The 17,188-nt window shown below is 72.9% G+C and carries 17 protein-coding genes and 1 tRNA gene; 14 read left to right on the forward strand and 4 right to left on the reverse strand.

The annotated features are described in order from the left end of the window. The first annotated feature begins 4 nt into the window (after positions 1-4). The 4 genes from ACZ6SQ_RS33905 to ACZ6SQ_RS33920 all read left to right on the forward strand — a co-directional run bounded on the left by ACZ6SQ_RS33905 (position 5) and on the right by ACZ6SQ_RS33920 (position 3,776). Complete coding sequence (locus ACZ6SQ_RS33905) at positions 5-1,069, forward strand: glycosyltransferase (RefSeq protein WP_469569013.1); 1,065 nt, start codon at positions 5-7, stop codon at positions 1,067-1,069. Continuing rightward, positions 1,066-2,064, forward strand: coding sequence for a glycosyltransferase family 2 protein (locus ACZ6SQ_RS33910; RefSeq protein WP_469569015.1), 999 nt, complete (start codon positions 1,066-1,068; stop codon positions 2,062-2,064). The genes ACZ6SQ_RS33905 and ACZ6SQ_RS33910 overlap by 4 nt, the downstream gene beginning before the upstream one ends. Positions 2,065-2,127: 63 nt before the next feature. Further along, positions 2,128-2,802, forward strand: coding sequence for a sugar transferase (locus tag ACZ6SQ_RS33915; RefSeq protein WP_469569018.1), 675 nt, complete (start codon positions 2,128-2,130; stop codon positions 2,800-2,802). Continuing rightward, entirely contained in the window at positions 2,802-3,776 is a 975-nt protein-coding gene (locus ACZ6SQ_RS33920; RefSeq protein ID WP_469569020.1) for an NAD-dependent epimerase/dehydratase family protein, read from the forward strand. Before ACZ6SQ_RS33915 ends, ACZ6SQ_RS33920 begins: the two co-directional genes overlap by 1 nt. Here the strand turns inward: ACZ6SQ_RS33920 and ACZ6SQ_RS33925 are convergent. After that, a complete protein-coding gene (locus ACZ6SQ_RS33925; protein WP_469569022.1) occupies positions 3,748-4,683 on the reverse strand; it encodes a class I SAM-dependent methyltransferase in 936 nt (311 codons plus the stop codon). The genes ACZ6SQ_RS33920 and ACZ6SQ_RS33925 overlap by 29 nt on opposite strands. Before the next feature lie 120 nt (positions 4,684-4,803). Here ACZ6SQ_RS33925 and ACZ6SQ_RS33930 point away from each other — a divergent pair, with 120 nt between their 5' ends. From ACZ6SQ_RS33930 to ACZ6SQ_RS33960, 7 genes are all read left to right on the forward strand, one after another. Next, complete coding sequence (locus ACZ6SQ_RS33930; RefSeq protein WP_469569024.1) at positions 4,804-6,045, forward strand: glycosyltransferase family 4 protein; 1,242 nt, start codon at positions 4,804-4,806, stop codon at positions 6,043-6,045. 17 nt (positions 6,046-6,062) lie between these two features. Beyond that, complete coding sequence (locus ACZ6SQ_RS33935; protein ID WP_469569027.1) at positions 6,063-7,364, forward strand: UDP-glucose dehydrogenase family protein; 1,302 nt, start codon at positions 6,063-6,065, stop codon at positions 7,362-7,364. A gap of 17 nt (positions 7,365-7,381) precedes the next feature. Next, entirely contained in the window at positions 7,382-8,332 is a 951-nt protein-coding gene (locus ACZ6SQ_RS33940) for a UDP-glucuronic acid decarboxylase family protein (protein WP_469569029.1), read from the forward strand. A 94-nt stretch (positions 8,333-8,426) separates the two neighbouring features. Then, complete coding sequence (locus ACZ6SQ_RS33945) at positions 8,427-9,089, forward strand: NUDIX domain-containing protein (protein ID WP_469569032.1); 663 nt, start codon at positions 8,427-8,429, stop codon at positions 9,087-9,089. A 124-nt stretch (positions 9,090-9,213) separates the two neighbouring features. Beyond that, positions 9,214-10,248 (forward strand): sugar ABC transporter substrate-binding protein, encoded by a 1,035-nt coding sequence (locus ACZ6SQ_RS33950; RefSeq protein ID WP_469569034.1) that lies wholly within the window; start codon positions 9,214-9,216, stop codon positions 10,246-10,248. Continuing rightward, positions 10,248-11,327 carry an ABC transporter permease gene (locus ACZ6SQ_RS33955; RefSeq protein WP_469569036.1) on the forward strand — a complete coding sequence of 360 codons (1,080 nt, stop codon included), beginning with the start codon at positions 10,248-10,250 and terminating at the stop codon, positions 11,325-11,327. The genes ACZ6SQ_RS33950 and ACZ6SQ_RS33955 overlap by 1 nt, the downstream gene beginning before the upstream one ends. Before the next feature lie 19 nt (positions 11,328-11,346). Continuing rightward, entirely contained in the window at positions 11,347-12,210 is an 864-nt protein-coding gene (locus tag ACZ6SQ_RS33960; protein WP_469569038.1) for an ATP-binding cassette domain-containing protein, read from the forward strand. A gap of 274 nt (positions 12,211-12,484) precedes the next feature. Here ACZ6SQ_RS33960 and pgfA read toward each other — a convergent pair whose 3' ends face one another. From pgfA to ACZ6SQ_RS33975, 3 genes are all read right to left on the reverse strand, one after another. Continuing rightward, a complete protein-coding gene (gene pgfA / locus ACZ6SQ_RS33965; RefSeq protein WP_469569040.1) occupies positions 12,485-13,471 on the reverse strand; it encodes a cell envelope lipid trafficking protein PgfA in 987 nt (328 codons plus the stop codon). 297 nt (positions 13,472-13,768) lie between these two features. Beyond that, on the reverse strand, positions 13,769-14,929 hold the full coding sequence (locus ACZ6SQ_RS33970) for a Gfo/Idh/MocA family protein (protein ID WP_469569053.1): 1,161 nt from the start codon (positions 14,927-14,929) through the stop codon (positions 13,769-13,771). Between the two features lie 125 nt (positions 14,930-15,054). Beyond that, on the reverse strand, positions 15,055-15,405 hold the full coding sequence (locus ACZ6SQ_RS33975) for a cupin domain-containing protein (RefSeq protein WP_469569042.1): 351 nt from the start codon (positions 15,403-15,405) through the stop codon (positions 15,055-15,057). A gap of 242 nt (positions 15,406-15,647) precedes the next feature. Here ACZ6SQ_RS33975 and ACZ6SQ_RS33980 point away from each other — a divergent pair, with 242 nt between their 5' ends. From ACZ6SQ_RS33980 to ACZ6SQ_RS33990, 3 genes are all read left to right on the forward strand, one after another. After that, on the forward strand, positions 15,648-16,286 hold the full coding sequence (locus tag ACZ6SQ_RS33980; protein ID WP_469569044.1) for an SRPBCC family protein: 639 nt from the start codon (positions 15,648-15,650) through the stop codon (positions 16,284-16,286). 75 nt (positions 16,287-16,361) lie between these two features. Further along, positions 16,362-16,435, forward strand: a tRNA-Pro gene (locus ACZ6SQ_RS33985). Between the two features lie 278 nt (positions 16,436-16,713). After that, positions 16,714-17,188 (forward strand): MFS transporter (locus ACZ6SQ_RS33990; protein ID WP_469569047.1); only part of this gene is annotated, 475 nt, incomplete at its 3' end.

The raw sequence follows: 17,188 nt of genomic DNA on the forward strand, positions 1-17,188 counted from the left end.
CCGCGTGGATCACGGCCCGGACCTCTGTGCCGTCACGCCGTACGGGCGGGGCGCCGGGAGCTCGCGGGTCCGCGTGTACGAGTGGCTGGACCGCCTGGGCACTGATGTCACCGTCGGCAGCTACCTGTCGCTGCCCGACGCCTCCGTCTCCCGGCTCGCCCGCCGGCCCGTGTCCGTCGCACGCGCGGAACTCCGGCTCGGCGCCCTCGCCGGGGCCCGGCCCCGACGGCTGTTGCTCCACCGGGAGGCCTCCCCGCTCAGCCGGGGCTGGTGGGAGCGGCGGCTGCTCGCGAGCGCCGAGTTCGCGGTGTACGACTTCGACGACGCCCTGCAGTGGGACCGCGGCCGGGACGGGCTCGTACGCCGGCTGGCTCCCAAGGCGGGCAAGGCGCTGGTGGCGGTGCGGCACGCGGACCGGGTCATCGCCGGCAACGCCGTCCTGGCCGACTGGGCCTGCAGCCACCAGCGGGACGTCGTCGTCATCCCGAGCTGTGTGGCCCTGGAGGACTACCTGCCCAAGCCGTCCTACGAGTTGCACGACCCGCCCCGGCTCGGCTGGATCGGTTCGCGGCACAACGAGGTGTATCTGCTGGAGATCGCGCAGGCCCTCGAGGAGGTGCATCGCAGGACCGGCGCGCGGCTCACCCTCGTCGGGACGGCCACCCCGTCACTCGGCCGCCTGGAGGCACTCATCGACCGGGTCCCCTGGAGCCCGGGCAGCCAGCGAACGGCCCTCGCCGCCATGGACGTCGGCCTGATGCCGCTGCCCACGACCGCGTACGCCCTCGGCAAGTGCGGCTACAAGCTCCTCCAGTACACCGCCGCCGGACTTCCGGCGGTGGCCAGCCCGCTCGGGGTCAACGCCGCTCTGCTGGACGAGCTGAACATGCCCGCGGCGCGGACGCGGGACGAGTGGACCGGCGCGATCCTCGGTCTGCTGGGACAGTCGGCCGCCGCCCGGGAGGGCCTCGGACGGACCGCCCGGGGGGTGACCGCCGACGGGTACTCGTACGACGTCTGGCTGCCCCGGTGGACGGCGGCCCTGGAACTCGAAGGGGCCTCGCCGTGAGGGACGCGACGCGGGCGGTGCCCACCGCCGACGTGGTGATCGTGAACTGGAACACGGGCCGGCATCTGGGGGAGTGCCTGCGCTCGATCGTCGCCACCGACCGGTCGCAGTTCCGTGTGGCGCGGATCGTCGTCGTCGACAACGCCTCCACCGACGACTCGACCGACGCCCTGGGCGCGGCCGACATCCGTCTCGACGTGGTGCGCAACGGGCGCAACGTCGGATTCGCCGCGGCCTGCAACCAGGGCGCGGCCCGGGGCCGGAGCGATTTCGTGCTCTTCCTCAATCCGGACACTCGGCTGCGTCACGACACCTTGCGGGTCATGGCCCGGGTCCTGCGCTCGCCCGCCGCCGACCGTTTCGGGATCTTCGGGGCGCTCATGGTGGACCAGGACGGCCGTCCCCAGGTGTCCTGCTCGCGGTTCCCCGGCCTGCGCGCCTACACCGGCAAGATGACGGGCCTGGACCGGCTGCTGCCCGCCCTCTTCCCGCCGCACCACCTCCGGCCCCGGGACCTGACCCGGTCGGGACCGGTGGATCAGGTCATCGGGGCGTTCTTCCTGGTGCGCCGGCCCGTGTTCGCCGCTCTGGACGGCTTCGACGAGGGCTACTTCCTGTATCTGGAAGAGGTCGACCTCGCCCTGCGGGCGCGCCGTGCCGGCTGGCCGTCGTACCACGTCAACGAGGCGAGGGTCTGTCACATCGGCCAGGTGAGCTCCTCCCAGCTGGGCCCTTGGCGCCACTACCTGATGCTGTGCAGCCGCAGCCGCTACGCCTTCCGGCACTGGAGCGGGCCCAGGGCGTGGCTGCTCGTTGCGCTCAGCGTGTCCGTGGAACCGGCGGCGCGGCTGGTGCTGGCTGCCCTGCGGCGGCGGTGGGGAGAGCTCGGTCCGATCCTGGCCGTCCACTGGCGCTTTCTTCGCTGGTTCCGCGAAGGGCACGGACTGGGTCCGCCCCCGGGGCCGGTCCAGGGAGACCGCCCGAGGGCCGCTTGACCAAGGACCCATTTGGGTGGAAAATGCGTTTACAGTGTAAATGTACGTAATAAAGGGCAGTCCATGAGCACCGTCGATCGCACTCTTCAGCAGGCTCCGCTCGCCGCGAGCGCGGTGCGGCCCGGTCCGGTGCGCCGGACCCTGGATGTCGTCGTCGCGCTCGCGCTGTCGGCCGCGCTCGCCCCTCTACTGGCGTTCCTCGCCCTTCTGGTCGGCGTCACGAGCGGCAGGCCGGTGCTGTTCCGGCAGCAGCGGATCGGTGAAGGCGGGGCCGAGTTCACCCTCTACAAGTTCCGCAGCATGCGGACCGGTTGCGGGGGTGCTCCCGTGGCTGCCGACACCGACGCCCGTGTGACCCCCACCGGGCGCGTGCTGCGCCGCCTCGGACTGGACGAACTGCCCCAGCTGTGGAACGTGCTGCGCGGCGACATGACCCTGGTCGGCCCCCGCCCCGAGGTTCCCGGCCTCGCCCGGCGCTATGCCCCGGAGCACCGCTGGGTCTTCCGGCACCGCCCCGGCCTCACCGGCCCCTGCCAGCTCCGCTCGCGCGCCTGGGCCGCCGACCTCGACGGCCGCCCCGACCCGGAGCAGTACTACCTGACCGTGCAGGTGCCCCAACGCGTGGCACTGGACGCGGAGTTCCTCGCGCATGCCACGGCCGGGAACGTCATACGGTTCACCGCCCGCACCCTGGTGTACGTGGTGTCCGCCCTGTGGGGCCGGGGAGGCGGCTCCTGATGCGTGCCGTGGTGACCGGAGCGGCCGGATTCATCGGCTCGCACCTGTGCGCACATCTGCTGGACCGCGGGGACGAGGTCGTCGGTGTCGACGCCATGACCGCCTTCTACGATCCTGTGCGCAAGCGCCGCAACCTCGCCCCGCTGCTCGGCCGGGACAGGTTCGCCTTCCGCCGCGGCGACCTGCTGCGGCTGCGCCTGGAACCGCTGTTCGGTGCCGCGGACGTGGTCTACCACCTCGCGGGCCAGCCGGGCGTGCGTGGCTCGTGGGGCAGCGAGTTCGCCGTGTACCTCGAACGCAACGTCCTGGTCACCCAGCACGTCCTGGAGGCCGCCCGGGACGCCCGGCTGCCCAGGCTGGTGTTCGCCTCCAGTTCCTCCGTCTACGGCGACGCCGAGGCCTACCCGACCCCGGAGACCCTGCGCCCCCGGCCCGTCTCGCCCTACGGCGTGACCAAGCTCGCCGCCGAGCAGCTCTGCGAGACCTACCGCACGGTCTTCGGCGTGCCCGCGGCCTCGCTGCGGCTGTTCAGCGTCTACGGTCCCCGGCAGCGGCCCGACATGGCCTTCGCGCGGCTGGTCACGGCCGCCTGTGCGGGCCGCCCGTTCCCGATGTACGGCGACGGCGGGCAGAGCCGCGACTTCACCTACGTCGGGGACGTGGTGGCGGCGATGCGCGCGGCGGCCCTGTCCGGGTGGTCCGGGGTCGCCAATCTCGGCGGCGGATCCGAGGTGACGCTCCGTCAGGCAATCGCACTTCTCGCTGAGTTGACGGCACAGGTGCGAGTGGTGCCAGGTCCCGCCCGGCCCGGCGACGCCCGGCGCACCGCTGCCGACATCACCCTGGCGCGGCAGGCCTTCGGCTACCGTCCGGCGACCGGCCTGCGTGCCGGACTGGCGGCCATGGTGGCGGACACCGTCAGCCGGGACGCGGTGGGAAGTTCCGCTACTGGGCCCCTGGGTAGTACCGGATGACCTCCTCGGGGGCCATCCCCTGCTCGCGCCGGCGACCCAGGAAGTAGAGCGCCGAGGCGTCGTCCTGCGCGAAGTCCGGTGCCGCGAGCCGGTCCAGCGCGCGCAGCCAGAACAGCAGGGTCCGCACTGCGCGGCCCGCGGCCGGGGAGCGGGTCAGGGAGCGCGTCAAGTGGTCGACGCTCCACAGCAGTTGGGTGCCGGGTCCCGCGACGGCACCGGCCGCGAGCTCCTCGAAGCGGCCGAACAGCAGACGGTGTCCGCTCGCCGTGTAGCGGGTGAAGTCATGGGCCCCGGCGTGGACCTGCTGGAGGAACGGCGTCTCCGCGTAGACCAGCCCGTCCTCCCCGAGCACCCGGTGGATCTCGGCGACCACCCGCGGCGGATCGAGCACATGCTCCAGGACAGCCTGCACCACCACCGCGTCGACGCATCCCGAAGGCAGCGGGATCCGGTGGGCGTCGGCCACGAACTGGGTGAACGGGCTGCCGACGATGTCGAAGGCGATCACCTCCAGCCGCGGATCCGTGTAGACCGCGCCGACGCCGTTGCCGACCGTTGCCCCGCCGACGACGAGCAGCCGGGGCGCCGGGCCCGTCAGGGCGCGCAGCAGCAGCGCGACATTGCGGGCCGCGACCCGGTTGGCCGGCTTGACCAGCCGGCGCAGCGGGGCGGGCAGCCGCTCGGCCCGGCCCCCGCCGCCCCACGTCAGCGCCGCCTCCCGGTCCACGACGCTGTCCTCGAAGTCGACCAGGACGGGCCACCGGCCGACCAGCGGGAACGCGTCTGCCCGGTGGTGGGGGCAGTCGGCGGCCGTGCAGGAGAAGCCGTCCGGCTCCGCCGCCAGTCCGGCACGGCAGCGCGGACACACCAGCAGCCTTCTGACATCGTGCAGCGCGGCCAGGGGCATCGCCGTTCCTCCAGCATCCGGTCCGGCCTCCATTTTCATCCGTGTTGACCGGAATTGCCTGAAGGGAGATGATGTACGTGTACGTCGTAAACGTACGGCCTATATCGGCGGTGATCGAAGATGAGGAACGGGACCCTCGTCCCCGGCCCGGAGCGCCCCCAGGCCCTGGCCCCCGGCTGGCCCGAGACGCTCCCACAGGTGGTGCCGGCCGCCGAGCTCCCGCCGCGGCCCGTGCTCGGCCGAGTGAAGGTGCTGCACGTCATCACCCGCTTCCAGGCGGGCGCCGGCGGCAACACCCTGCTCACGGCCCTGGGTATGGACCGCGACCGCTACGACGTCTGGATCGCGGGAGCGCCGGGCGGCGAGCTGTGGGCCCCCGCCCGCGAGGCCGGCCTTCACACGGTCGAACTGCGGGGATTCCGCCACACGTTGACCCCCACTGACGCCCTGGTGCTGTGGCGCCTGACGCGGCTGATCCGGCGCGAGCGGTTCACGGTCGTGCACACCCACTCCGCCAAGGGCGGCTTCCTCGGGCGGATCGCCGCCGGGCTGTGCCGCACGCCCGTCGTGGTGCACACCTTCCACGGCTTCAGCTTCCATCCGGGACAGTCCCGCCCCCGCCGTACGGCCTACCGCTTCCTGGAGAGGGTGACCCGCCGCCGGGCACACCGTTTCCTGGCCGTCTCCCCTCGCGTGGCCAGGCAGGCCGTCGAGGAGCGCCTCGCGCCCCCGGGACTGGTCCGGGTCGTGCCCTCGGCGGTGGATCTCGGGCACATCCCCGAGCGGTTCGATCCCCTCGCCCGCCGGATGCTCGGCGTGCCCCGCGCGACCCCGCTCGTCGGGACCGTCGGCCGGATCGACACGCAGAAGGCGCCGCTGGACTTCGTCCGCATGGCCGCCGCCGTCACGGAGCGGCGTCCGGACACCGCCTTCGTCATGATCGGCGACGGCCCCCTGGCCGAGGACGTGCGACGGCTCGCCGACCGCCTCGGCGTCCGCGTCACCCTCACCGGCCACCGCCCGGACGCGGCACGGCTGGCGGCGGGCCTCGACGTCTTCGTCGTCAGCTCCCTCTACGAGGGGCTCGGCCGCGCCCTCACCGAGGCCTTGGCGGCCGCCCGCCCGGTTGTCGCGACGGCCGTCAACGGTGTGCCCGACCTGGTCGAGCACGGCGCCACCGGACTCCTCGTCGCCCCCACCGTGCCTCAGGACACGGCCGACGCCGTCGGCTGGCTCCTGGACCACCCGCAGGAGGCCGCCCGGATGGGACGACAGGGCCGTCTGCGGGTGCGCGCCGCGTTCGCCCCGCAGGCCATGTGCGCGGCGGTTGACGCGTGTTACCGCGACCTGCTCGGGACGTGACCCCACGGAGTGACACCATGCGCCTCACCGTCATCGGCACCGGATGCGTAGGAGCCGTTCACGCCGCCTGTCTGGCCGACCTGGGGCACGAGGTGCTCGGGGTGGACGTCGACGCCGAGCGGGTCGCCGAACTCGCCGCCGGAAGGCCGCCGTTCTTCGAACCGGGCCTCGGCACGCTGCTGAAGCGGGGGGTGGACACCGGACGGCTGCGCTTCGGCACCTCGCAGGCCGAGGCCGCCCGGTTCGCCGACACCCACTTCCTGTGCGTCGGCACCCCGCCGCTGCCCGGTTCGGGAGCCGCCGACCTGCGCTACGTCGAGGCCGCCGCGGACGGCCTGGCCCCGCATCTGACCGCGGGCGCGCTGGTCGTCGGGAAGTCCACCGTGCCCGTCGGCACCTCGGCCCGGCTGGCCGCGCGGCTGCCCGGCGCGGAGGTCGCCTGGAACCCCGAGTTCCTGCGCGAGGGGTGCGCGGTGCGCGACACCCTGCGCCCGGAGCGCATCGTCGTGGGCACGTCCTCGCCCGCGGCCGAGGCACGGCTCAGAGAGATCTACGCGCCCCTGCTGGCCGCCGGCGCCCCGCTGATCGCCACCGACCCGGCCACCGCCGAACTGGTCAAGCTCGCCTCGAACTCCTTCCTCGCCACCAAGGTCTCCTTCGTCAACGCCATGTCCGAGATCTGCGACGCCACCGGCGCCGACGTGCTCACCCTGGTCGGGGCGATGGGCGCGGACACCCGCATCGGCTCCCGCTTCCTCGCGCCCGGCCTGGGCTTCGGCGGCAGCTGCCTGCCCAAGGACATCCGCGCCCTCGCCGCCAGCGTCGAGGGACTCGGCCTCGGCGGTTCGGTGGCCTTCCTGCGCGAGGTCGACGCCATCAACTCCCGCCAGCGCGACCGGACGGTGGAGCTGGCCCGGCGGCTCCTCGGCGGCGGCTTCATCGAGCGCAACGTCGCCGTGCTGGGCGCCGCGTTCAAGCCGCACAGCGACGACGTCCGCGACTCGCCCGCGCTGGCCGTCGCCGAGACCGTACGGCAGGCGGGCGCCCAGGTCCGGGTGCACGACCCGGAGGCCGTCGACAACGCCCGGGCCGCCTGCCCCGCCCTCCAGTTCGCCCCGGACGTCACCAAGACCTGCGAACAGGCCGACCTCGTCCTGCATCTCACCGAGTGGCCCCAGTACCAGGAGCTGGACCCGGCCGCGCTCGCCACCGTGGTGCGCGACCCGCTGCTGGTCGACGCACGCCACACGCTCGACGCGGAGAGCTGGAGCGAGGCCGGCTGGACGGTGCGGGCGCCGGGCCGGCCGCGGCTCGCCTGACCGGAGGAAGGTGCGCGATGCGTGTCGTGGTGTCCGGCGGAAGCGGCTTCCTGGGTTCGCACCTGTGCGAGGCGCTGGTGCGCAGGGGTGACAGCGTCCGCTGCCTGGACAACTTCTCCTCCGGCCGGATCGCCAACATCGCGGCGCTGCTGGAGAGTCCGCGCTTCGAGTTCACCCTGTGCGACGTCACGGACGAGCCCGCCTTCTCCGGCGGCATGGACGCCGTGATCCATCTCGCCAGCCCCGCGTCCCCGCACGACTATCTCGGCCGGCCGCTGCAGACCCTCGCCGCGGGCAGCCGGGGCACCGAGAACCTGCTCCGCCTCGCCCACCGCCACCGCGCCCGGTTCCTGCTGGCCTCCACCAGCGAGGTCTACGGCGACGCCGCCGTGCATCCCCAGCGCGAGGACTACTGGGGCCATGTCAACCCGATCGGCCCCCGCAGCGCCTACGACGAGGCCAAGCGGTTCGCCGAGGCCGTCACCGCCGCCTACCGGCGCAGCGAGGGCACCGACACCGCCATCGCGCGGATCTTCAACACCTACGGCCCCCGGATGCGGGCCCACGACGGACGGGTCGTCTCCACCTTCGTCCGTCAGGCCCTGGACGCCGAACCCCTCACGCTAAACGGCGACGGCAGCCAGACCCGCAGCTTCTGCTACGTCGACGACATGGTCCGCGGTCTGATCGCCATGCTGGACAGCGACCTGGCGGGCCCGGTCAACCTCGGCAGCCCCGACGAGCGGACCGTGCGCCGGCTCGCCGAGCTGGTCCTGCGGATCACCGGCTCGCACAGCGAACTGCGTCTGCTGCCGCTGCCCGAGGACGACCCGGCCCGCCGCCGCCCCGACATCACCCGCGCCCGCGAGGGACTGGGCTGGCAGCCGCGGGTGCCGCTGGAGGAGGGGCTGCGGCACACCGTCGCCTGGTTCGCCCACCGTCCGGAGTCGCTCGCGGTCCCCTCCTGACCGCTGCCCCGGCCCGGCCGAGGCCGCGCCCGGTCCGGTTCGCACAGGTGTGGTAGAAGCGGCGTATGACCACTTCGACCCATCCGTACAGCCGATGACCGCCGGAGCCGACACCCCGGACCACCGGGGCCGCACGGGGCTCGACCGCACCGGACTCGACCTGACCGGCAACCCGCGGGTGAAGGTGCGGGAGGTGCGGCTGCTGTCCAGCCACTGGTACGTCGAGCGCGCCACCACCTATGACCTCCAGCGCGGCGACGGCACCTGGAGCACCCAGCAGCGCGAGACGCACGACCGGGGCAACGGCGCGACCATGCTGCTCTACGACCCCGAGCGCGAGACCGTCCTGCTCACCCGGCAGTTCAGATACCCGGTGTACGTCAACGGCCACCCGGACGGGATGCTGATCGAGACCCCCGGCGGACTGCTCGACGACGAGGACGAGCAGCCCGAACTCGCCGTGCGGCGCGAGGTGGTGGAGGAGACCGGTCACACCATCGGCGAGGTCCGGCACGTCTTCGACGTCTATATGAGCCCCGGCTCGGTCACCGAACGCGTGAGCTTCTACGCCGCCGAGTACGGCCCCTCCACGCACACCCACGAGGGCGGCGGCCTGGACGAGGAGGGCGAGGACATCGAGATCCTCGAACTGCCCTTCCGCAGGGCCCTGGAGATGATCCGCTCCGGGGAGATCGCCGACGCCAAGACCATCATGCTGCTCCAATGGGCCGCGCTGGAAGGGCCGTTCACGCGCTGACCCGCCGGGACCGGTCGCCCGCCGGCCCTCCCGGGGCCGGCGCGGGCGCCGCGGTTGGCCGCCGCGGCCGGGGGTAGGGAACGCCCACGCCCGTCCCCTGCTCGCACAGTGAGGTGCAGAACAGATGGATCGCTCTTCCCGGCCCCTTTCCCGGTCCCGCTCCCGCAGAATCGTTCCCGCCCTGGCCGTGGCCGCAGCGGCGGCACTGGCCCTCGCCGGCTGCACCAGCGACTCGGGCGGCAAGAAGGCCGAGGAGTCGCAGGGCGGGGGCGGCTCCGCGGGCAGGGCGGACACCCCGCGCATGACGATCGCCCTGGTCACCCATCAGTCGCCGGGCGACACCTTCTGGGACATCGTCCGCAAGGGCGCCGAGGCCGCCGCCGCCAAGGACAACGTCAAACTCGTCTACTCCGCCGACCCGAACGCCGGAAACCAGGCGAACCTCGTCCAGAACGCCATCGACCAGAAGGTCGACGGCATCGCCGTCACCCTCGCCAAACCGGACGCCCTCAAGGACGTGGTGGCCAGGGCGAAGGCGGCCGGCATCCCCGTGGTCGGCCTCAACTCCGGTGTGAGCGAATGGCAGCGGCTCGGCCTCATGGAGTTCTTCGGCCAGGACGAGACGGTCGCCGGCGAGGCCCTCGGCAAGCGCCTGAACACGCTCGGCTCCCGGCGCGCCGTCTGCGTCGTCCAGGAACAGGGCAACATCGGCCTCACCCAGCGCTGCGACGGCGTGAAGAAGACGTACTCCGGCACCCTGGAGAACCTCTACGTCAACGGCACCGACATGCCCTCGGTGAAGTCGACCGTCACCGCCAAGCTCAAGAAGGACGGCGACATCGACCACGTCGTCACCCTCGGCGCCCCCATCGCCCTCACCGCCACCCAGTCCGTCTCCGAGGCGGGCAGCGAGGCGAAGGTCGCCACCTTCGACCTCAACAAGCAGCTCACCAAGGCCATCGCCGACGGCAGCGTCGAGTTCGCCGTCGACCAGCAGCCCTACCTCCAGGGCTATCTGGCGATCGACTCCCTGTGGCTCTACAGGAGCAACGGCAACTACCTGGGCGGCGGCGAGCAGCCCGTGCTCACCGGCCCGGCCTTCGTCGACAAGTCCAACGTCGCCGCCGTCGACGCGTTCGCCGCGAAGGGCACGCGGTGATGAGCACCGCCCCGCACGCCGGACCGGCGGCCGCCGCGCCGCCGTCCCCCGGGCGCGGCAGCACCGCCGACGGGCGCGCCGCCCGACGGCCCCTCGCCCGCAGACTCCTGGCCCGCCCCGAGGTCGGCGTCCTGCTCGGCGCGGCCGCGGTGTTCGTGTTCTTCCTCGTCGCCGCGCCCGCCGTGCGCGACGGCGACTCGATGGCGAACATCCTCTACCAGTCGTCCACCATCGGGATCATGGCGCTGCCGGTGGCCCTGCTGATGATCGGCGGCGAGTTCGACCTCTCCTGCGGCGTCGCCGTCATCACCTCCGCGCTCACCGCGAGCATGGTCAGCTACCAACTGACCATGAACGTCTGGGCCGGGGTGCTCCTCGCCCTCGTCGTCTCGCTCGCCGTCGGCCTGCTCAACGGCTGGCTGCTGGTGTGCACCGGCCTGCCGAGCTTCCTCGTCACCCTCGGCACCTTCCTGATCCTCCAGGGCGTCAACCTCGCCGTCACCACCTGGGTCACCGGGAACGTCGCCACCGACGACATCAGCGACATGGACGGCTTCGGCCAGGCCAGGGCGGTCTTCGCCTCCGACTTCGGCGTCGGCGGCGTCCAGGTGAAGATCACCGTCGTGTGGTGGCTGGTCCTCGCCGCCCTGGCCACCTGGCTGCTGCTGCGCACCAGGTACGGCAACTGGGTCTTCGCCGTCGGCGGCGACAAGGAGTCGGCCCGCGCGGTCGGCGTCCCGGTGACCTTCACCAAGATCTCCCTGTTCATGCTGGTCGGCCTCGGCGCCTGGTTCGTCGGCATGCACCAGCTGTTCACCTTCAACACCGTGCAGTCCGGCGAGGGCGTCGGCCAGGAACTGATCTACATCGCCGCGGCCGTGATCGGCGGCTGCCTGCTCACCGGCGGACACGGCTCCGCCGTCGGCCCGGTCTTCGGCGCCTTCATGTTCGGCATGGTCCAGCAGGGCATCGTCTACGCCGGCTGGAACCCCGACTGGTTCAAGGCCTTCCTCGGCGTGATGCTGCTCGGCGCCGTCCTGATCAATCTGTGGGTCAGCCGCACGGCGACCCGGAGGTGACCCGGAGGTGACCCGCCCCATGACGACCACCCACACGCCCGCCACGCCCCTCGTCGAACTGCGCAGGGCCGGAAAGTCGTACGGCAACATCCGGGCCCTGCAGGGTGTCGACCTCGCGGTCCACCCCGGCCGGGTGACCTGCGTGCTCGGCGACAACGGCGCCGGCAAGTCCACCCTCATCAAGATCGTCTCGGGGCTGCACCGGCACACCGAGGGCGAGTTCCTCGTCGACGGCGCGCCCGTGCGCTTCGGCACCCCGCGCGAGGCCCTCGACCGGGGCATCGCCACGGTCTACCAGGACCTGGCCACCGTGCCGCTGATGCCGGTGTGGCGCAACTTCTTCCTCGGCTCCGAACTCACCCGCGGCCATTGGCCGTTGCGCCGGCTCGACATCGGCCGCATGAAGCGGACCGCGGACGCCGAACTGCGCGCCATGGGCATCGTCCTGGACGACCTGGAGCAGCCCGTCGGCACGCTCTCCGGCGGTCAGCGGCAGTGCGTCGCCATCGCCCGCGCCGTCCACTTCGGCGCCCGCGTCCTCATCCTCGACGAGCCCACCGCCGCCCTCGGCGTCAAACAGTCCGGTGTGGTCCTGAAGTACATCGCCGCCGCCCGCGACCGCGGACTCGGCGTCATCTTCATCACCCACAACCCCCACCACGCCTACATGGTCGGCGACCACTTCAGCGTGCTGCGCCTGGGCACCCTCGAACTCAGCGCCGACCGCTCCCGGATCACCCTGGAGGAACTGACCAACCACATGGCGGGCGGCGCCGAACTCGCCGCGCTCAAGCACGAACTGGCGCAGGTCAGCGGCGTCGACGTGGCCGAACTGCCCGAGGCCGAGGAGGTCACGGCCCCGCCGTCGCCCGACAGCCCCTGAGGCCCGTCCGAGGAATCCCCGACTGCCGGGCGGAGGAGGGGGCTTCGTCGGACAGCCCCTAGGCCCTGTCGTCAAACTCCCGCCTGCCCCGCGACGCCCTGCACGCTCCCCCACTTCGTGGGAGGTGCCCCCACTCGCCGCACCGGGCACCAGCCCAAGTACGTCCAGTACGAGGGCTTGCACCCGGCACTCCCCCAGAGGGGGGACCCCCAGAGCACGCACCTGACGCCGCAGGGCCGCCCTCCGGGCGACGACGGGAGTTTGACGACAGGACCTAGCCGACCATCTGAGGCACGGGCGTCTCGGTCGCCGGCTCCGGGGCCTCAGGGCGCCGGCCCCGTGCCACCAGGGCCGCGCCCACCGCCGCGAGCAGGAAGCCCACGGCCCCGGCCCCGACGGGCACGGTCGTGCCGAGCGCCCGCAGCTTGGCACCGTCCGCCTTCGCCTTCTCCACCGCCGTCTTCTGCGTGGCGGTCGTGTGGGTCAGCGCGGGCACGTCCAGCAGGACCACCGCGTCCTTGGTGGAGTCCGGCGCGCGCAGCGCCTGGCGCGGGCCGATCCGGGCCTTCAGCACACGGCCGGTGACCTGGTCGACGACCAGCCTGATCCCCCGGTTGGAGTACCACTCCTCGGCGAGCACCTGAGGCGCCGTGCGCAGCCCGACCAGCACTCCCGGCACCTGCCGGGTGCCGACCTTGGTCGGAGGGACCGCGCCGGTGAAGGCGTACCCCTCGTAGCCCTGGACCTTCTCCCGCCCCGCGTAGGACAGCGCGACCGTGGAGCCGAGCGTGGCGTCCCACCACTGGTAGGTCCGCTTCTCCACGCCGAACGGGAACTTCAGGTACGCCTCGCCCTCGTGGTAGGGCTCCTCCTCGCAGCAGTGCGCGGGCCGGTTGGTGCGCCGGTCGGTGACCCACCGGGCCTGGTCGAACTTCAGGGCGTCGTGCGGGTCGGCGGCGGGCAGCGACTTGTCCGTGTCGACCGTGGTCACCACGTCCCAGACGGCCTTCCCGCTCTCCTTGCTCGCCGCCACGTCCCCGCGCACCCGCTGGGTGGCGGTGATCCGGCGGTCGTCGAGGGTCTCGGCCTCCCCGACATCGAAATAGCTGCCCATGCCCTCGGACACGGAGACGGCGTCGATGTCGATCGGGTTCACCGCCGCGCGCGGCTTCACGTACCACGCCAGCATCGGGGCGAGGACCAGCAGGAAGACACCGATGCCCAGCAGGGTCAGGGACAGCGGTGAGGCACTTCGGCGCATCCGGCACTCCCACAGGTTCGACTGCCCGGACCGTAGGAGCCGCGACCGGTGCGCGTCTACGCACCTGCGTGACAAAACAGCCCGAGGATCCTGCCCACCCCGGCCGACACCCGCCCGAAGGGGCGCGGGGAACTGCGCGAACGGCCACGATCGGCCTGCGGCACACCTCCGGCACGGACGGACGCACCGGGCGGGTGACACGACCCGGGGCGTGCCACATTTGAGGCAGGAGGGGGCCGGCGGCGACGCAGTCCTCACGCTCGGGTATCGCCCCCGGCCTCCCTTCACCACGCACGGCTACGACACGGGCACCGGCACCCAGCCCCCGTCGCGCGCCGACCGCTCCATGGCCTCCAGCACCACGGCACTGCGCACGGCGTCCGTGAGGGTCGCCCCGTACGGCCGCCCCTCCTCGATCGAGCGCAGGAACCGGTACGCCTCGACGACCTTCAGATCGTCGTAGCCCATGGCATTGGCCGCCCCCGGCTGGAAGGCCCCGAACTCACCGTCACCGGGACCCACGTACACCGTGCTCACGGGCTGGTCCTGACAGGCGGAGCCACGGCCGACCCCGAGCTCGTTCATCCGGCGGAAGTCCCAGAACAGCGCACCCCGGGTCCCGTGCACCTCGAAGCCGTACGCGTTCTGCTCGCCGACCGACACCCGGCAGGCCTCCAGGACACCCCGCGCGCCGGAGGCGAAGCGCACCAGACAGCTGACGTAGTCCGCGTTCCCGACGGGCCCGGGCGCGCCGCCGGCCGCGCGGGTGTGACCGGCCGTGGCGGCCGTCGGGCGGGGCCGCTCGGGCACGAACACGGCCGTGTCGGCGGTCAGTTCGGCCGGCTCGCCCAGCAGATACCGGGCCAGGTCCACGCCGTGCGAGGCCAGATCGCCCAGCACTCCGCTGCCCCCGCGCTCCCGCTCGTAGCGCCAGGTCAGCGCGGCGTCGGGATGGGCGGCGTAGTCGCTGAACAGCCGGACGCGGGCATGGGTGACCCGGCCGATCTCCCCGTCGGCGATCAGCGCGCGTGCCGTCTCGACGGCGGGCGCGTTGCGGTAGTTGAAGCCGACCGCGCCCTGCACACCCGCACCGGCGACCGCGTCGGCCACGGCACGGGCGTCCGCGGCGGTCAGGCCGACCGGCTTCTCGATCCAGAGGTGCTTGCCCGCCTCGGCCATCGCCGTGCCGATCGCGCGGTGCAGGAAGTTCGGCGCGGTGACGCTGACGGCCTCGACGCGGGGGTCGGCCGCCACCTCGCGCCAGTCCCGTGTCGCCGACGCGAACCCGAACTGCCCGGCCGCCCGCTCGGCCCGCCCCGGCACCTCCTCGGCGACCGTCACCAGCTCGGGCCGCAGCCCGAGCAGCGGATAGTGGTGTGGCAGCCGGGCGTACGCCCGGGTGTGCACCCTGCCCATCCAGCCGAACCCGACGACGGCGACACCGAGCGCGCGCACCATCATGCCCAGCTCTCCTCTGTGTCCTCGGACGCCTCTTCGGACCGGGGCGAACCGCCCCCGACCACCGTGGGCGCCCGTGTTCACAGGTGTCAATCCGTGCCGCCCGGCCGCCCGGGCACCCCGCCTCAGAGGTTGATCGCGTACGCCTTGCGCAGCGTCTCGTGGACCGTCCACGTCGTACGGTCGCCCTCGCGCAGCACGGCCAGGTCGCCGGGCCCCACCCGCAGCGTGGGCCCGCCCTCGACCTCGATCGTCGCCGAGCCGCTGATCACCACGAACAGCTCGTCCGCCTCGGTGTCGGTCACCACGCCGGGGGTGATCTGCCAGACGCCCCGGACCTGCCTGCCGTCCGCCGACTCCCAGACCACCTTCCCGGTCACCTCGGGCGTGCCGGAGACGATCTGCGCCGGGTCGAGCGGCTCCGGTTCGAGCTCGGCGTCGGGGATGTGGATGGCGAAGCTGTCGCTGTGCGTCATGCGGCGACCCTAGCCACCGGAGGGGGTCGTCCGGCGCCGACAGAGTGTGGGGTGTCACCCCCGCCGACAGGACAGTCCGTCGCGTCGGATCGGGTGACCGAGGTGGCGGGGCCGGGCGGTCCGGGCGATCGTGGAGGACAGTGCGTGCAGTGTTGTGCAGGACACGGCAGGGCAGGACAGGGGCGGCGGTGACCATGACGGAGTCGCGCCGGCTCGGCGAGCGACCTCCTGAGGAGCGATGAATGATCGACGTCACGGACCAGATCACCTCCGTGCGGCGCAGGGCGGGCCGCCGCCCGTTCAAGGCGGCAGAGGCCCGCTACGTCACCATCGGGCGCGTCTTCGACGTCCCGCTCGACGACCTGTGGAACGCCTGCACCAGCCCCGAGCGCCTTCCGCAGTGGTTCCTGCCCCTGACGGGTGACCTGCGCGTCGGCGGCCAGTACCAGCTGGAGGGCCACGCCGGAGGCACCATCGACCGTTGCGACCCGCCCGAGCGCCTCCTCGCCACCTGGGAGTACGAGGGCGACATCAGCTGGATCGAGCTGCGCCTGTCACCGGAGGGCGAGGGGCGCACCTACTTCGAGCTGGAGCACCTCTTCGACACCGTCGACGAGAAGTGGGCCGAGTACGGCCCCGGCGCGGTCGGGGTCGGCTGGGACATGGCCCTGGTCGGCCTCACCCTGCACCTGGCCACCGGCGAGTCCGTCGACGGCGAGCAGGCGATGGCCTGGTTCGGCTCCACCGAGGGCCTCTCCTTCATCACCGCGTCCGGTGAGTCCTGGTACACCGCGAACGTCGACGGCGGTGAGGACCCGGCCGTCGCCCGCGCCGCCGCCGACCGCAACGCCGCCGCCTACACCGGCGCCGAGCAGGGGTAGCCGCCGGGGCCCCCGTCACCCATGCGGTAGGGTTTACCTGCACGATCACCGGGTCCGTCCCGCTGATCGGAACACCGGGACGTGGCGCAGCTTGGTAGCGCACTTGACTGGGGGTCAAGGGGTCGCAGGTTCAAATCCTGTCGTCCCGACGTGTGAAGCGACAGCCGAGAGGCCGTATCGGAGATATCCGGTACGGCCTCTCGGCCGTTCCCGGAGGACCGGACACCGTGGGAGCCGGACGCCGTGGGAGCCGGTGCGGCGCCCCAGGCTGTGAGCCGGGGTAACAGGACGAACGCCTGTCTGGCTGCGCGGGAGGACCACCGAAACGATGGCCGGGCAGGGCTGCCCGAGCGCGCCGGGGCCCTGAGCCTCCGGGGCCTGTGAGCCAGGCCCTCGCCCCCAGCCTCGTGAAAGGCAGTGATCCCTCGTGAGTCCGAGCGCACGGCAGGCAGCGTTCGACCGATGGCGGTACGCCGGTGTCCTCCTGCTGCTGTTCCTGTTCGGCACCGAGACCTTCCTGGTCTCCCCGCTGCTGCCCACCATCGCCGACGACATCGACGTGTCCGAGTCCGCCGCCGCCCACAGCGTCACCGCGTACGTCCTCGTCTACGCCGTCGCCGCGCCCTTCCTGGGACTGCTCAGCGACCGCGTCGGCAGGCGGCGCACGCTGCTCGCCGGAACCGCGCTGTTCCTGCTGGCCAACGCGGCGGGGGGGGGGGGGGGGGGGGGGGGGGGGGGGGGGGGGGGGGGGGGGGGGGGGGGGGGGGGGGGGGGGGGGGGGGGGGGGGGGGGGGGGGGGGGGGGGGGGGGGGGGGGGGGGGGGGGGAGGGGGGGGGAGGGGGGGGGGGGGGGGGGGGGGGGGGGGAGTGGAGGGGGTGGCAGGTGCCGCCGTGAGCGTAGAG

It is taken from the genome of Streptomyces sp. NPDC048600 (genome assembly GCF_055587025.1).

Bases quoted from the DNA above. Each gene is read 5' to 3' on its own strand.
- ACZ6SQ_RS33915 (WP_469569018.1), top strand. From the start codon at position 2,128: ATGAGCACCGTCGATCGCACTCTTCAGCAGGCTCCGCTCGCCGCGAGC.
- ACZ6SQ_RS33920 (WP_469569020.1), top strand. From the start codon at position 2,802: ATGCGTGCCGTGGTGACCGGAGCGGCCGGATTCATCGGCTCGCACCTG.
- ACZ6SQ_RS33925 (WP_469569022.1), bottom strand. From the start codon at position 4,683: ATGCCCCTGGCCGCGCTGCACGATGTCAGAAGGCTGCTGGTGTGTCCG.
- ACZ6SQ_RS33930 (WP_469569024.1), top strand. From the start codon at position 4,804: ATGAGGAACGGGACCCTCGTCCCCGGCCCGGAGCGCCCCCAGGCCCTG.
- ACZ6SQ_RS33935 (WP_469569027.1), top strand. From the start codon at position 6,063: ATGCGCCTCACCGTCATCGGCACCGGATGCGTAGGAGCCGTTCACGCC.
- ACZ6SQ_RS33940 (WP_469569029.1), top strand. From the start codon at position 7,382: ATGCGTGTCGTGGTGTCCGGCGGAAGCGGCTTCCTGGGTTCGCACCTG.
- ACZ6SQ_RS33945 (WP_469569032.1), top strand. From the start codon at position 8,427: ATGACCGCCGGAGCCGACACCCCGGACCACCGGGGCCGCACGGGGCTC.
- ACZ6SQ_RS33950 (WP_469569034.1), top strand. From the start codon at position 9,214: ATGGATCGCTCTTCCCGGCCCCTTTCCCGGTCCCGCTCCCGCAGAATC.
- ACZ6SQ_RS33955 (WP_469569036.1), top strand. From the start codon at position 10,248: ATGAGCACCGCCCCGCACGCCGGACCGGCGGCCGCCGCGCCGCCGTCC.
- ACZ6SQ_RS33960 (WP_469569038.1), top strand. From the start codon at position 11,347: ATGACGACCACCCACACGCCCGCCACGCCCCTCGTCGAACTGCGCAGG.
- pgfA (WP_469569040.1), bottom strand. From the start codon at position 13,471: ATGCGCCGAAGTGCCTCACCGCTGTCCCTGACCCTGCTGGGCATCGGT.
- ACZ6SQ_RS33970 (WP_469569053.1), bottom strand. From the start codon at position 14,929: ATGGTGCGCGCGCTCGGTGTCGCCGTCGTCGGGTTCGGCTGGATGGGC.
- ACZ6SQ_RS33975 (WP_469569042.1), bottom strand. From the start codon at position 15,405: ATGACGCACAGCGACAGCTTCGCCATCCACATCCCCGACGCCGAGCTC.
- ACZ6SQ_RS33980 (WP_469569044.1), top strand. From the start codon at position 15,648: ATGATCGACGTCACGGACCAGATCACCTCCGTGCGGCGCAGGGCGGGC.